Origin of the sequence: Bifidobacterium canis (assembly GCF_009727065.1) — a bacterium.
Classification (GTDB): domain Bacteria; phylum Actinomycetota; class Actinomycetes; order Actinomycetales; family Bifidobacteriaceae; genus Bifidobacterium; species Bifidobacterium canis.
Genome location: NZ_WNLP01000005.1, coordinates 107,045 through 120,614 on the forward strand (window position 1 = coordinate 107,045; position 13,570 = coordinate 120,614).

Here is a 13,570-nt window from a genome sequence, read left to right on the forward strand (position 1 = left end):
GCGTATTCGTTGTATTTGCTAGTTTGCGGGGCAGGAATTCATGTATTGCACATGCGTGTCTTCAGTGCCCATTGGCGTTTGATCGATCTTCAACTGCGAAGTTGCGTACTTCGTGGTTGTAACATCGAACGAATAGGTCACTGTCTGCTCTGGGCGGATTTGAGCCAGAGATTGATACATGATCTCTGCATACAACGAGTCCATCTGTGGTGTTGAAGCAGTGCCCTCCACCTTGAAGTTGGAAATCTCACCGCCCAATGGCGGGAAGAAGAGTATCTTCTCAACACCCGTTCCCTCGTTGTATGAAAGCTCACCGGTGAGATAGTTCGGCAGTTTTTCGACTTCCTCGTCCGTCAAAGTATTGTGCAACGTGTATTCCACATGATACTTGTATGGCGCACTGTCAGTACAGATCTGCGTGACCTTCGTGGAACGCTGAATATACCAGCCGATCTTCGATGGGTTCTGTTCTGTCAGATAGATGCCAACTGCAGGTTTCGCCTTATCAGTTGGTGTGGTAGCCGACAGACCCGAATCTTTGAGAAGTTTTTCCAGTGATTCATTAAACGAATACATGGAGAAATGACGTTGATGAGATAGCGAGATCACATCTTTTGCAAGGGTCGCAATGGTTTTCATATCCATCTGAGACATTAACTTGCTTACGCATTCCTTGGCAACGATGCCGAAATATGCATCAGACTCATCGAGATAGTCCTTGTACACCGTGTTCATCAGAAACTCGGCAGTATTGCTGCCGGTAAGCACAGTTCCATTTGGTAGCTTGATGTCTCCGGTAGCTTTCACTAACGCCTGAACCATAACGGGATCAGCCAAGATAACACCATCAAGCTCCGTGTTCTCACCCCAAGGAGTCTTGTCCCAAATCGTTTTAAATGCCTCAGCAGTGCTTTGCGTGGATGGATAGTTGGCAAGGTCGCGAACATCATACGACATATAGAGCGGGCCTTCAGCCCTGAAGATTCTGTTCGAATCCGCATCAATATCTGCCACACCGTACTGTACATAATCTGGGTTGGAGCGGAAATCACCTATAGTGAATTTGCCTCTATCGAGGGTGAGCGTGCCAATAGCGCCAATCAGCCCACCCGACATACGCATTTCCGCCGGAGTCATAGCCATAATGGCATATGTTTGAGGTGAATAATACCCCAAATATGACGGCAGCTCTTTAGCAACATCTTCAACCTGCTGAAGAGTGTTATCGGCAGTGCTCACCATGCCTTTGGCTTGGTTGACCAAGTTCCGCACAATTCCGATAGAAGGCTCTTCAAGATCGTTGATGCGATTAAGCTGCTTCATCAAATTGCTATTGGCGGTTGCCAAAGCCGGCAGCTCTTCGGTTATTGGCTCGATATTAATGCTGCCGTCAGAGAGCAACTTTGATTGCATAAGTTTTGTGGCGATATTAGCGTATTCAGGCGCATTCTGCTTCACTATGTCATCGACGATCTGTGTGAGATTCTGCGCAACACGAATATTGCTGCCGACGCCTGGCCATGACGCCACGAAACTCCACAGCCTATTGTGCGTAATCTCGTTTGCCTGCTTCGTGTTCTCCTGCATCTGAGAGATCGCGTCCGACATGTTGCTCAGATTGCCGCCTTTAACGGCATCTTTCACCACGGCAATGGCTTTTTCCTCATGGTTCTTCACCATGATGGCCTGAGTACCGAGTGTGCCGAAGAAACCGATGATCACAGCAAAATGGCAATAAGAATCCATCCCCACCAATGGATGCGTTTATACCACGCTCTCTTCACAGCTGCATGCTTTTTCTCATTGCCTTCGGCAGTCTCAGACTTCTGCACTTCTGTCTGGGCCATACCCGACCTTTCGTTTCAGGAATCATGGGGATCAGGAACTATGATCACTTAAGAATAGTGTTTAACTCGTACAACGAGTGTAGTACCCCTGCCTGAATCGGCAAATGCCTCAAATCGGATCTCCACAATTTTACCTGCATTGTGCACGGTATTTTTGTTCTGTTACCGCTTTCGACGGCCGCCACCATTGTTGGTTATCGATATACCATCGTATAGTCTCACGCAAACCTGCTTCAAAGTTCGTGTGCATTGGTTTCCACTTCAACTCAGTACGCAGTTTTGTTGCATCAATCGCATACCTGCGATCATGCCCTGGGCGATCTTTTACCCATTCAAAGGCGTCTTCCGGCTGCCCCATTTCGCACAGAATAGCACGCATCACCGTGAGGTTATTCCGCTCACCATTAGCGCCAATTAAATACGATTCGCCGCTCCGTCCCCTAGTGAGTATGGCCCATACCGCACTCGAGTGATCATCGGTGTGTACCCAATCGCGCACGTTAAGTCCATCACCGTACAGTTTTGGCCGAAGCCCATCAATGACATTGGTGATTTGCCGGGGTATGAACTTCTCAACATGCTGATATGGACCGTAGTTATTTGAGCAGTTTGAGATGGTGGTGCGTAAACCATAAGTACGATGCCAAGACTGCACCAACATATCTGAACTTGCCTTTGATGCAGAATAAGGACTCGACGGACGATATGGTGAATGTTCAGTGAATCGCGCAGGGTCATCAAGTGCGAGATCTCCATACACTTCATCAGTGCTTATATGGTGAAAACGCACATCATACATGCGCGCTGCCTCTAGCAGATGAAATGTTCCTTCGACATTGGTCCTTATGAATGGTGCTGGATCTACGATTGCATTGTCATTATGCGACTCTGCGGCAAAATGTACAATTGCATCGTGCTCAGGCACTACCCGGTCAAGTAGTTCGTCATCACAAATATCACCGTGCACGAAATCCACGTTGTGAGAGAGTAATGAACTGATATTCTCTAGATTCCCGGCATAGGTGAGCGCATCAAGCACGGTGATATGCACTTCTGGGTGATTGCGATGCACATAATGCACAAAATTGGAACCGACGAAGCCGCATCCTCCGGTCACAAGAATATTACTGAACATCAGGCTGTGCTCCATTCACTTATGTGCAAGCGCAGTAACAACCGACCAAGCGGCCAAAGTGAGTCCATCGTGTATCATGCCCTGTTGAATCATCTGCTCGAACACCGGCACCGACACCCAGTGCAATACGCTCAATTCCCAATCAGTCTGCGCCGATGGATTATTCTCACAATCCAGCGTCACCACTGCAATGCGATCACGTAACATACCGGTATCAGCATGCACAATCTGACGAATGTGAGCTTCTGACACAGCCACAACTATGCCGGTTTCCTCTCGGAATTCGCGTACGGCAGTTTCTTCAACTGCTTCACCTTGCTCACCCATGCCTCGGGGAAATTCCCACTCCCACATCGTCAACGACGGTCGCCAGTGACGGCCCAAAAGAATATACGCAGCATCTCCAATATGGTGATATGCCACACAAATGGCACCGGTCTTTCCTTGCTTTACCGACGCAACATGAAATTGCACATGCTGACCCGAGGCTTTAACTTTAGCCTCGATTTTTCCACTGTGTAGTCGGCACCGCCTTCTTCACGATACACTACCCGCTCATTCAAGACTTGCAGAGGTGATGCTCCTGATGGTTCTGCTTCAATCTGCTCTATGCAGTTAATATAGTCAATCATCAGTGATCACAGGCTCCTGTACAAGCTTAATTCTTATTAAGACTGACAATAGTTTTTTCCGAAGATTTTGCTCTAAAATACCATTGCAATACTTCATTTATTGTCGGCAATAAGTTCACAAAAAGATTACCGCAATAATAATACTAATGGGCATAGTGCTACTAGTCAGCAAACCAGAATCCACGATCGCTGAAACGACTGCCGCTATGGCTACTATCAAAGCTGAGATACCCAAATTTTTCTGCTGATCTTTAAAGGTTTTTCTTCAGTATCATCGCCAACTGCATATGAGATATCCCTCGTGGCATGCTTCTGCTCTCTTGCGCTGCTGTGACTATCGCATGCCCTCCACTGCGCAATAGTGCCACGATGCGCATAGCAGAAGTCAGCAAACGTCCCATCAGGCATTTCACCCAGTGCAATGGTGATTTCTCCGTCGAAGGATAACGAATGGCCTGGTTCTTGATTATCTTTGGAGTACTGCTCTACGAAAGAATTCTTGGTAGCACGCACAGTGATCAAATCAGCTTGAAGCAACTCTGCTACTGCAAGATCATAGATGTACTGATACCAATCCTCAAGATAATCATGTAACTTCAAATTATCGTTAGAAAGTCTATTTGCAAACCTCAATTGACGAATCTTTTTGAATGCATCGGTTCGTTTGAGACATTCTCCTATAGCATGTACCTCAGCAACTTCTTGATCGTTAAGTCTCCAGTTCTTTCGGAGCTGCCTGTCTAAAGTATCACAGCTAAGTCCATAATGGCCTATAAAAGATCCCCCAAAAGATCTTTTTCATCGTTAGATGTTTTATCATGCGGATGTTCCTGATCTTCATATGCAACCAACCCACTATTCACTGCTTGAACCCATGAGCGCAATTGGTCAGTCAGAAAAGTGAATAATTGCACTGACCATTCTGTCTCATCTGCCGCTACTGTTGCAGCGTAGTGGGCAAATGCGTCAGCAATAATTGAACAAATGTCATCCGTCCCTTGATCGAAGTGCTCAAGACGTCGTGTGAGATATAGGTTATACTGCCCCATCTTCTCGATACCGGATCGCGTTACATGCAGTCCAGACATTGAATAATACATAGGATTCAGTGTGTAGACACCATATTCCTGCTGCGTGAAGAAAAACGACTTCATGCAGTGCTCAAGATCAGCTGCACGGCCTGAGATCACCAGCACTGCGTTGTCTTTGCTGAAATTCCCCAACATGTCATTGATGCGCTGAGGTCCCAAAGAGAGGAAAAATATTCCATCGAGCAATTGGTTATATGGAATCACAATGTTTTCCGCATACAGATACGCAGAACGCATGATTCCCGCGAATCTATTGGCATATTCAGGGTACAACGATAGCAAACGCTCGTTTTTCTCTGCATCAAGATCCCTGCAATATGCTCTCATGCATGATTGCACCTCATTATTGCTTAATCGTGTCTGTTTACCCGGAACTTGCTCGTCATCATTCGCGCAAGTTATTTCTGGAAGCGTCTGGGTTAGTGTGCTCTCAAAAGCAAAGTTATTGCGATGCCATTCATGTTGGGTGATGTCAGCCCAGGTTCGGCTCTGCTCCAATGAGTCAAGGTTGGCAATAACGACCCTGTTAATCTTTTGATTTGCCTGCGTCTTCTCGCTCTTTCCTCGCATCGCCGCCCCTGTCAGCCGATCACTTGCTCCGCTAAGAACTTGGGCTCAGCGAAACTGAGCCCGTCAGGAATCTCACTGTTTTCAGTGTAAAGCATGCCTGCCACAGATACATTCATATCGTTTGCCAGGTCTGCAAGCGCGTCAAGTTCCTCGTATGAGGTTTGCTGGCGTCCAGCAACGCCGATGAGATCTGCACCAACCTGTGCAGCAGTCAATCCATCGGCTGGCGATGCTGTAACCAGCATCACATAGTCATAGTCTGCAGTCACGGCCGACAAGAACTTTACCAGTGCTTCGTTCATGAGATCCATTGCATTCAGTGGTACAGGACCAGCTGCGATAGCATCCACTGCCTTGCCATTCATATTCACATGCTGAATGCTGTCGTGCACACTCAAACGTTGCGCCAGCACGTCAGTGAACCCTTGCGCTTCACGCAGTTGCAGCACAGGTGCCAATTCATTGTGCTCAAATGTGGCGTCAACGAGTAGCACACTGCCACTGTCTGCCAGAGTACATGCAATACCTCTGGCTATTTCACAGGTAGTGTGTACCAATGCACTATCACCTATTGGCGTAAACGCAAAGCAACGACTATGCGTTTCCACATATGGAGATGATACCATGAGACGACTGCTGATGAGTTCAAAACTCTTCATCTTGGATTCATCTGCCGTGTTTGCAACTTCGCCTATCACCGGCACATCAATATGCATTTCGAGGTCTTTGCGATTCTTCACGCGACGGGAGCATGCATCTTGAATCAATTCGGCAGTAATGCCTAGCAATAAGCCCAACAGAGCTCCACCAAGTACCATGAATTTATTTTTGATCCACGCATCAGCGCAGCGTCTTCTGCCTTTTGAATCGTTTGCGCCTGCAGTGCATACTGGGACTGCGCGGATTGCTGACGAATCAGTTTACCATAGGAGGCACTGACTGCATTTGCGATCTGCACCGCGGAATCAGCGTCGCTCTCAGAAGCCGCGACGCTAAGAATCGAAGTATCTTGTGTATTCGCCACTGATATCGTATTTGCAAGCTGGCTCGTGCTCATACTGAGGTGCAACTCATCAATAACCGGCTGCAGCACGCTTGAGCTTTTGCACACATCTTGAGCATTCGACGCTTGCAATCTCAAATATGCCGTTGAATTAGTTGTGATCAAAGGACCTGAATAACCGTCCGCGCCCGAGTCACTTGTATTTTCTGACACCGACAGCAATACCTTGGTCTCAGCAACATAACTGAACGACTCACCGCGCTGCATAAACATGGCCAGTCCAGTAACCACAGCAAAAACCACAAGACCCGTGATCCAATGGGCACGGAGAATATGCCAGAAACCGCGTAGAGTTACACCACTGTCTTTTTCGTCTCTAACCAATTGACTGTATTGCTGTGCCATAACACACCTCTAGTAGATCCATCAACTCCATCTAGTTCCATCTGCCACGTACATTATCACGGAACAAAGTGACATAAAACCAAGCAGCAAACCGATTCTACGCAAAAGAGGAATATACAACTAATTACATGAAGTTGATGCTTCAAGCGTACCTGTTCAACTACGGCATTATAAATGTCAAGATATACTGTCAAATATAGTAGAATTTGAGTTTATATTGTACATCACACAGTTTTAAGGCGATTATGCAGTCTTCATCAGCGATACCAACATTTAGCGTTGTTATTCCAGTCCATAACGTCGAGACGTACTTGCCGCGACTCTTTACAACATTACGCAATCAGAACCTCGAACAGACAGAGATCATTTTCGTTGATGACGGTTCCACAGATCGTTCTCCGCAACTGCTGGATGAGGTCGCCAATGAAGAGCATTTCGTAGTGCTCCATCAAAACAACCAAGGTGTTGCAACGGCGCGCAATAATGCGGTAGCACACGCTAATGGCGACTACCTGTGCTTCATCGACCCTGATGACAATGTGAGTGATGGTTATTTTGCAACGTTGCGGGAAACCGCCGCGCGCACGCATGCCGATCTTCTGCTCACCGATTGGTGGAAGATGAAGGATGACGGCATCGAGCGTAAAGAGATCAGCATGCTGAGCGATGCCGATAATCTTGATGCGCACGCTGTGCTCAACACCATTTTGCATACTGATACGATTATCGGGTCACTGTGGGCCAAAGCTTTCGCACGGCACTTGTTCACCAACAATCCATTCCCCCCACAACGCACATGCTCTGATTTCGTGCCGTGCGTCACTGCCATCGCGAATGCCCGCACCGTGGCATATGCATCTGGAATTCATTACGAATACACTTCGTCGCGCCCAGATAGTCTGCAAAACAGCCAAAGCGAGCAAGACGTGCGTGATTCCGTGCTGGTGCATCAGCAGTTCTCACACCTTCTGCAAGAAAAATTCCCCGATCTCATGCCCTCTGCAGAACTCGACATGCTAGGAAGCCGCATGCAAGCGTGTATTCACACGTGCCGTTCCGCAAAAATCTCTCCGAAGAGACGCAAACACGTGTTTTATGAGTATCAGCGCGGGCTATTCTCGCATATTCCTCAAGTATGGCACGAGCACATGGGTAGCAGAAAAGATCGTGTGCTGTATACGATTATCTCGCTTGGATATGTCCCCGCTCAGGCTGCTCTCAAGACACGCGCACATATCGCCAGAGCACGGCACTAGTTTGGAAGAAGGAACTGTGAACGCGCTAGATCAACTCTCTTATATCCGCAAGAACTACTCCACCAGACTTGCCATGACCAAAGCAATGACTACCGTTGCTGCTCAATTGGGTAAGTTCACGCATTTCTACCCTGCGGCATTGTATGACTACTCTTCCAATATCGTAGAGAAGCAATTGCTCTCAAAGTACGGCGACTTTCTCTCTACATGGATCATGGCGCACCCTGAAGAAACAGCAACACCATTTACCACACAGGCTCCTCATGCATGGATGTGTTGGCTGCAGGGGGAAGATGATCTACCGCCATTGCTACAACGTATCACCAATGTGCAAAACATATGCTTGAAGACTATCAATATACAGTAATCTCACTTGAAAACATTGATGATTATGTTGAATTCCCAGCATATATTCATGATAAATTCCGTGCTGGCGATATTTCTCCAGTGCATATGACAGATCTGATGCGTGTGGCCCTGCTTGAACAATATGGCGGCCTATGGATTGACGCTACTGTGCTACTCACTCAGTCTGTGCCACATTCAATATTTGAATCTCCGTTCTACACGATCAAAGATTTGGATACGCATTTTGCACAGTCGCAGAAATACCCGGAGATCAGACGCTGGGAGGGGTATATGATCGCCGGACAACCTCACGCGCTGCTGTATTCATGGATGAAAGACTTCCTATTCAACTATTGGAAGCACGAAACTCGCTTGATTCATTATTTAATGATCAATCAAGCCGCTTTAATAGGCATCGATAACATCCCCATCATCCAAGACGAATATATGCAACTACCATCATCGAACCGGTCCTGCGAGCTACTTGCCCCACAATTGAAAAGTGGCCAATTCAATTCTTTGGATGCGTTGATTCGCGATGGCACCTACGCATTCAAATTGTCGCGACACGTCCCGTACGAAGAGACTGCTTTGAGCACATTATTTGCAACAATTCATGCATAAACTTGTTGAGCCGATATATAGAATCGTGTAAACGAGTGCCAGTCATATACAGACATGACAACCAAAGCGAATAAAATACATATGAAAATCATATAGAGTACTCTGCTATATATAAATTGATCATATAGATTCGATACACGTACAGAGAAACTAGATGAGTTCGACTGCGACTGGAGACCTATTCGCTGGTTCACCTGATTACGTTCAATTAGACCCTGCATCACCCATGCAACTAGTGGAAGCGCAGCATACCAAGCAAGCGATGTGAATCTACGAAATGGTGTACCTGTTAGTGCAGATCCCACACACACCAACATGATGATTATAAAGAAACGGCAATAACGTTGCGCCGTCTGCTGCACGTTGAACCGTGCATAATATCGTGCAAGGAGCACAATACCAATACACATGCATAAGCGTAAAGCTGCAGTTGCTTGAGCCAAAGGACTAGCAAACAGTTCAAAGTTTGAGCCGAACATGTAGTAGCCATTCATTTTAGATAGCAAAATCTGTACAGCGGATCCAGCTCCGATCTTTGCCAACACCCATACCGGCACATACGTCAACAACGGGTACAGCGCTATGCAAAATAAATAACTCGTAAAATGCCAGTTCTGGTTATTCTCGAAAGTAACACAGCAGCTAGAACGACCACCGAACTGAAATGCAGCAACGTTGCGGCAACAATAATCACACATCCTGCAATTGGCTGCCGATTGCGCAGCCAAAGATATGCTCCAGCAATTGCCATTGCGAATGAAGCACCCTGTCGTACGCCAAAAACAACACCTGGCATATTAACGATGATCATCACAAAACGAACATAAACAGGAATATGCCTCGTGAAATGTGTTTTTTAGCCCATTCGCAATATATGACCAAAAACAATGCGCCATAAAGCAGAAATGCCGATATAGCTTTCAATAAATTCACATCATGAAAACCTGCAGCAATAGCTATCAATACCGTTGAAAGCGGATTCAACGCATATAGATCTGCAATTTGTGAGACACCATGTTCCTCTACAAGATGCACTTCAGTAGCGATACGCTCCAAATCAGTATAGGAACCAGGCACCGGTTGCACGTAATAAGCCATCACAGCCATTCCTAACGTGAACAACAGTAATACTACAGCGCTTAATGAGCGTGCACGTTCAAACATAAATGACGTAGTCACAGTTAATAGACACGTACCTAGAACTAACATAAGTGGGAGTGCAAGAAGAAAAGGCACAATATCACTCCATGCTAATGTTGAATTTCATCAGTGGGTATACCGATATCCGCAATGTATATTACCCCCACTTCCTAATCTATCTATACCGTTTCTAGGGTAGACGAACCTATAGATTGTATTAAAAGCATCTATTATTTTCGTCGATTGAGAGAGGAATAGATATGTCAAAACATGCTTATCTTATCATGGCACATAGCTCATTTAGCGAATTGCAGTATCTACTCTCGATGATTGATGATGCGCGCAATGATATTTTCCTTCATATCGACAAGAAAACTAACAACGTACCGATGAATGAGCTTACTAACAGCGTGCATCATTCCAGACTGTTTTTTACGCCTCGGTTGAATGTTGTGTGGGGAGGATCTTCCCAGATCGACTGTGAAATGCTGCTCTTTTCAGAAGCTGCCAGGGTTAGCCACTATGACTACTACCACCTGATTTCCGGCGTAGACGTTCCAGTGAAATCACAAGATTATATTCATGACTATTGCCAGCGCTACCGCGGATTGAATTTCATCACTTCTGCGCAAGACGGTGAACGCGGTCACGATCCAGCTGCCATCGCTATGCGTTACGATCAATACCACCTGTTGCAGAACACTTTGGTTGGGAAAAAACGCAACTTGGCAAAATATATCGACTTCGCTTCTTGTTACGCACAACGAGCTATCGGTATTCATCGTGGTAAAAACCGTGTGTTCCACAAAAGTTTGAACTGGGTGAGCTTGACTGATGGGTGCGTACGATTTCTATTGTCACGTCAACAAGACATTCGCAAAACATATCGTTTCACCTATTGCTGCGATGAAGTGTTCATCATCTCCGAAATCTGGGGAACTCCATTAGAGTCAACACTTGCGCCTCAAGGCAATCTTCGTTTCATCGAATGGAAGCAATATTCGAAACATGACTCTTCACCACGTCCGATCGAAATGGGCGATCTGACTACTCTGGAATCACCAGACATTTTGTTCGCCAGAAAATTTGTATTGCCACAATGCGCCCCCGTGATTGACGCAGTGAAACGCTCGTGGAACAACTAGCGTCTTATTCTTTCAATATTGATAGCGCCGTCAAGCGCTAAGCAGCAATGGAACTTAAGCAATACCGCGAACACGGCAATAGATTTCGCTGCGCTTGCATAATCGAGCTGGCATAGTGCTTCGTTGTAAGGTTCACTGCTGATAATGCGGAGTAACTCTCGTTTTTATCACGATATGTTTGCGGATTCTGTGGGTGAAATATCCAAAACAGCATGTATGAATGCACACTTTGAATCACACGTGCATAAAATGCCTGATCCAAACGCTTATCATGTGAAAAAGTGTCGAGAAAAACTTTCGTTTCGTTATTCACTCGTGTGAACGTCTGTAGAATATCTGGCGAGTATTCACGACTTGAGGATCCCTCTACCACCCGATAATGGTAGAGAGCCTGTGGCAGATATGCTACTCGCGCGGCAGCTTGCACAGCATACAAGTTAAAGATATTGTCTTCCATGCGGCTCATGCCCACAGGGAAGTGCAGGTCGTGATCGCGGAGAAATTGTGTTCGGTACAGTTTCGCCCAAGGTACTCCAACGGCGATGTACGGCGGATTGTAATATTTGTTTTTCCCGAAAATCTGCAGCAAAGTGCGCACGCGCGTCTCATCATTCCATGCGAAAGCACTATGCTCGGGGAAAAATGATTCATTGCGCTGTGAGAGCCACGTTCAACCATGCAATCGCAAATTACTATATCTGCATCACTTCGACGCCCAAGTTCAGCAAGTCGGCTGAGAAATGTTGGGGCAATCCAATCATCGGCATCGATGAAAGCGACCCATTCGCCTGAGGCATGGGCAATGCCATTGTTCCTAGCTGCAGCAACACCTTGGTTGCTCTGGTGCAATACAGTGAATACGTTTGAGAAACTCTCGCACATACGCACAGTGCCGGTATCCGTCGAGCCATCATCAACAACAATGACTTCAACATTGTTGCAATCCTGAGCTTGCACGCTTTCCAAGCATTGCTGCAAATAAGTCGGATCAGCGTTGTAAACGGGAATCACAATGGAAACGGCTGGAGTTTTGCTGGGCATCATAGTCCTTTTCCATATAAAACGTTTTGGCTCGTCCGGTGCCTACACCTCTTAATGTGTAGGCACCGGACGAGCCAAAAACTATATTTAATCCCTACGGAACAGATCGCGCGTATACACCTTGCTGCTCACATCACCGAGTTCGTCGTTCCAACGGTTGGCGACGATGATGTCAGAGCGCTTCTTGAAGGAGTCAAGGTCATGCGTCACTTCGCTGCCGAAGAATTCGGCGTCGTCAAGCGTCGGCTCATAGACGATGACCGGCACGCCCTTGGCCTTGATGCGCTTCATGATGCCTTGGATGCTCGACTGACGGAAGTTGTCGGAACCCGATTTCATCGTCAGACGGTAGATACCTACGACTGGGCTCTCGACGCCTTCGATCTTGTTGAGAATCTGCTCAGCAATAAAGTCTTTGCGCGTACGATTCGATTCGACGATGGCCTCGATGAGGTTCTGCGGCACATCGGCGTAGTTGGCAAGCAGCTGCTTCGAATCCTTTGGCAGGCAATAGCCGCCGTAGCCGAAGGAAGGATTGTTGTAGTGACCGCCGATGCGCGGATCAAGGCACACACCGCGAATGATCTCGGCGGTGTTGAGTCCACGGCTCTCCGCATAGGTGTCGAGTTCGTTGAAATATGCCACGCGAAGTGCGAGGAACGTGTTGGCGAACAGCTTGATTGCCTCGGCTTCAGTTGTACCGCACACAAGCTCTGGAATGCCCGTGGTGCCGTCTGCGTTCACACGCGTCTGCTCTTCAGGATCAGCGCCCTGCGCCAGCAACTGCACGAAGTTCTGTGCTGCGGCAACGGCTTCAGGATCGTCCATTGGTGCACCAGCAACGATGCGGGATGGATGCAGGTTGTCATACAGCGCATGGCCTTCACGCAGGAACTCCGGGGAGAACAGAATCTTCTTGTCACCGGTCTTCTCACGCAGCTGAGCGGTGTAGCCCACTGGAATCGTGGATTTGATGACGATCCAGCAATCCGGATCATATTCACGAATGGCCTTGATTGCCGCTTCAACACTCGAAGTGTCGAAGTAGTTTTTCTTCGAGTCATAATTCGTCGGCGTAGCCACCACCGCATAGTCGGCACCGGTGTACGCGACCTGCGGGTCGAGCGTCGCCTGGAAATCCAAGTTCATCGTGCCATCGCGCTTGCCATCGAGGAAGCGCGTGATCTCCGTATCGACGATCGGGCTCTCGCACTGGTTGAGCATCTCCACTTTCTGGGGCACGATGTCGAGCGCATGCACTTCATTGTGCTGCGACAGCAGCAAAGCGACCGACAGACCAACGTACCCTGTTCCAGCAACTGCAATTTTCATT

At 47.3% G+C, this 13,570-nt stretch carries 16 protein-coding genes; 4 read left to right on the plus strand and 12 right to left on the minus strand.

What is annotated here, in order from left to right; all coding sequences use genetic code 11:
• Positions 1–18 precede the first annotated feature (18 nt).
• The 8 genes from GSD1FS_RS05765 to GSD1FS_RS05795 form a co-directional block, all read right to left on the minus strand.
• Entirely contained in the window at positions 19–1,722 is a 1,704-nt protein-coding gene (locus tag GSD1FS_RS05765) for a DUF4012 domain-containing protein (RefSeq protein WP_343030220.1), read from the minus strand.
• Positions 1,719–1,847 carry a hypothetical protein gene (locus GSD1FS_RS10150; RefSeq protein WP_281349839.1) on the minus strand — a complete coding sequence of 43 codons (129 nt, stop codon included), beginning with the start codon at positions 1,845–1,847 and terminating at the stop codon, positions 1,719–1,721. Before GSD1FS_RS10150 ends, GSD1FS_RS05765 begins: the two co-directional genes overlap by 4 nt.
• A gap of 130 nt (positions 1,848–1,977) precedes the next feature.
• Positions 1,978–2,997, minus strand: a complete 1,020-nt coding sequence (gene rfbB / locus GSD1FS_RS05770; RefSeq protein ID WP_155588785.1) for a dTDP-glucose 4,6-dehydratase — start codon at positions 2,995–2,997, stop codon at positions 1,978–1,980.
• Positions 2,998–3,456, minus strand: a complete 459-nt coding sequence (locus GSD1FS_RS05775; protein ID WP_155588786.1) for an NUDIX domain-containing protein — start codon at positions 3,454–3,456, stop codon at positions 2,998–3,000.
• 374 nt (positions 3,457–3,830) lie between these two features.
• Complete coding sequence (locus tag GSD1FS_RS05780; RefSeq protein ID WP_155588787.1) at positions 3,831–4,214, minus strand: hypothetical protein; 384 nt, start codon at positions 4,212–4,214, stop codon at positions 3,831–3,833.
• 170 nt (positions 4,215–4,384) lie between these two features.
• Positions 4,385–5,275 carry a hypothetical protein gene (locus GSD1FS_RS05785; RefSeq protein WP_155588788.1) on the minus strand — a complete coding sequence of 297 codons (891 nt, stop codon included), beginning with the start codon at positions 5,273–5,275 and terminating at the stop codon, positions 4,385–4,387.
• 11 nt (positions 5,276–5,286) lie between these two features.
• Entirely contained in the window at positions 5,287–6,093 is an 807-nt protein-coding gene (locus tag GSD1FS_RS05790; RefSeq protein ID WP_155588789.1) for a tyrosine-protein kinase family protein, read from the minus strand.
• Positions 6,057–6,683: a YveK family protein gene (locus tag GSD1FS_RS05795; protein ID WP_155588790.1), complete on the minus strand. Its 627-nt coding sequence runs from the start codon at positions 6,681–6,683 to the stop codon at positions 6,057–6,059. Before GSD1FS_RS05795 ends, GSD1FS_RS05790 begins: the two co-directional genes overlap by 37 nt.
• 245 nt (positions 6,684–6,928) lie before the next feature.
• Between GSD1FS_RS05795 and GSD1FS_RS05800 the strand changes: the two genes are divergently transcribed.
• The 3 genes from GSD1FS_RS05800 to GSD1FS_RS05810 are packed head-to-tail and all read left to right on the plus strand — an operon-like array spanning position 6,929 to position 8,911.
• On the plus strand, positions 6,929–7,939 hold the full coding sequence (locus GSD1FS_RS05800) for a glycosyltransferase family 2 protein (RefSeq protein WP_155588791.1): 1,011 nt from the start codon (positions 6,929–6,931) through the stop codon (positions 7,937–7,939).
• A 1-nt stretch (position 7,940) separates the two neighbouring features.
• The gene (locus tag GSD1FS_RS05805) at positions 7,941–8,306 is read left to right on the plus strand and encodes a capsular polysaccharide synthesis protein (RefSeq protein WP_155588792.1); all 366 of its coding nucleotides are present in this window, start codon (positions 7,941–7,943) and stop codon (positions 8,304–8,306) included.
• Complete coding sequence (locus GSD1FS_RS05810; RefSeq protein WP_155588793.1) at positions 8,279–8,911, plus strand: capsular polysaccharide synthesis protein; 633 nt, start codon at positions 8,279–8,281, stop codon at positions 8,909–8,911. Before GSD1FS_RS05805 ends, GSD1FS_RS05810 begins: the two co-directional genes overlap by 28 nt.
• A 580-nt stretch (positions 8,912–9,491) precedes the next feature.
• On the opposite strand, the gene GSD1FS_RS05815 is transcribed toward GSD1FS_RS05810, so the two are convergent.
• Positions 9,492–9,725, minus strand: coding sequence for a hypothetical protein (locus tag GSD1FS_RS05815; RefSeq protein WP_155588794.1), 234 nt, complete (start codon positions 9,723–9,725; stop codon positions 9,492–9,494).
• Positions 9,722–10,009, minus strand: a complete 288-nt coding sequence (locus GSD1FS_RS05820) for a hypothetical protein (RefSeq protein ID WP_155588795.1) — start codon at positions 10,007–10,009, stop codon at positions 9,722–9,724. Before GSD1FS_RS05820 ends, GSD1FS_RS05815 begins: the two co-directional genes overlap by 4 nt.
• A 302-nt stretch (positions 10,010–10,311) precedes the next feature.
• Between GSD1FS_RS05820 and GSD1FS_RS05825 the strand changes: the two genes are divergently transcribed.
• On the plus strand, positions 10,312–11,196 hold the full coding sequence (locus tag GSD1FS_RS05825) for a beta-1,6-N-acetylglucosaminyltransferase (protein ID WP_155588796.1): 885 nt from the start codon (positions 10,312–10,314) through the stop codon (positions 11,194–11,196).
• A gap of 462 nt (positions 11,197–11,658) precedes the next feature.
• Here GSD1FS_RS05825 and GSD1FS_RS05830 read toward each other — a convergent pair whose 3' ends face one another.
• The gene (locus GSD1FS_RS05830; protein ID WP_196425040.1) at positions 11,659–12,237 is read right to left on the minus strand and encodes a glycosyltransferase family 2 protein; all 579 of its coding nucleotides are present in this window, start codon (positions 12,235–12,237) and stop codon (positions 11,659–11,661) included.
• Positions 12,238–12,324: 87 nt separating this feature from the next.
• Positions 12,325–13,569, minus strand: a complete 1,245-nt coding sequence (locus GSD1FS_RS05835; RefSeq protein WP_155588798.1) for a nucleotide sugar dehydrogenase — start codon at positions 13,567–13,569, stop codon at positions 12,325–12,327.
• Position 13,570: the final 1 nt, after the last annotated feature.

Excerpts from the sequence above, each read along its gene's own strand:
- GSD1FS_RS10150 (WP_281349839.1), bottom strand. The coding sequence starts at position 1,847 with ATGGCCCAGACAGAAGTGCAGAAGTCTGAGACTGCCGAAGGCAATGAG.
- rfbB (WP_155588785.1), bottom strand. The coding sequence starts at position 2,997 with ATGGAGCACAGCCTGATGTTCAGTAATATTCTTGTGACCGGAGGATGC.
- GSD1FS_RS05785 (WP_155588788.1), bottom strand. The coding sequence starts at position 5,275 with ATGCGAGGAAAGAGCGAGAAGACGCAGGCAAATCAAAAGATTAACAGG.
- GSD1FS_RS05790 (WP_155588789.1), bottom strand. The coding sequence starts at position 6,093 with ATGGTACTTGGTGGAGCTCTGTTGGGCTTATTGCTAGGCATTACTGCC.
- GSD1FS_RS05795 (WP_155588790.1), bottom strand. The coding sequence starts at position 6,683 with ATGGCACAGCAATACAGTCAATTGGTTAGAGACGAAAAAGACAGTGGT.
- GSD1FS_RS05800 (WP_155588791.1), top strand. The coding sequence starts at position 6,929 with ATGCAGTCTTCATCAGCGATACCAACATTTAGCGTTGTTATTCCAGTC.
- GSD1FS_RS05810 (WP_155588793.1), top strand. The coding sequence starts at position 8,279 with ATGCTTGAAGACTATCAATATACAGTAATCTCACTTGAAAACATTGAT.
- GSD1FS_RS05820 (WP_155588795.1), bottom strand. The coding sequence starts at position 10,009 with ATGGCTTATTACGTGCAACCGGTGCCTGGTTCCTATACTGATTTGGAG.
- GSD1FS_RS05825 (WP_155588796.1), top strand. The coding sequence starts at position 10,312 with ATGTCAAAACATGCTTATCTTATCATGGCACATAGCTCATTTAGCGAA.
- GSD1FS_RS05830 (WP_196425040.1), bottom strand. The coding sequence starts at position 12,237 with ATGCCCAGCAAAACTCCAGCCGTTTCCATTGTGATTCCCGTTTACAAC.
- GSD1FS_RS05835 (WP_155588798.1), bottom strand. The coding sequence starts at position 13,569 with ATGAAAATTGCAGTTGCTGGAACAGGGTACGTTGGTCTGTCGGTCGCT.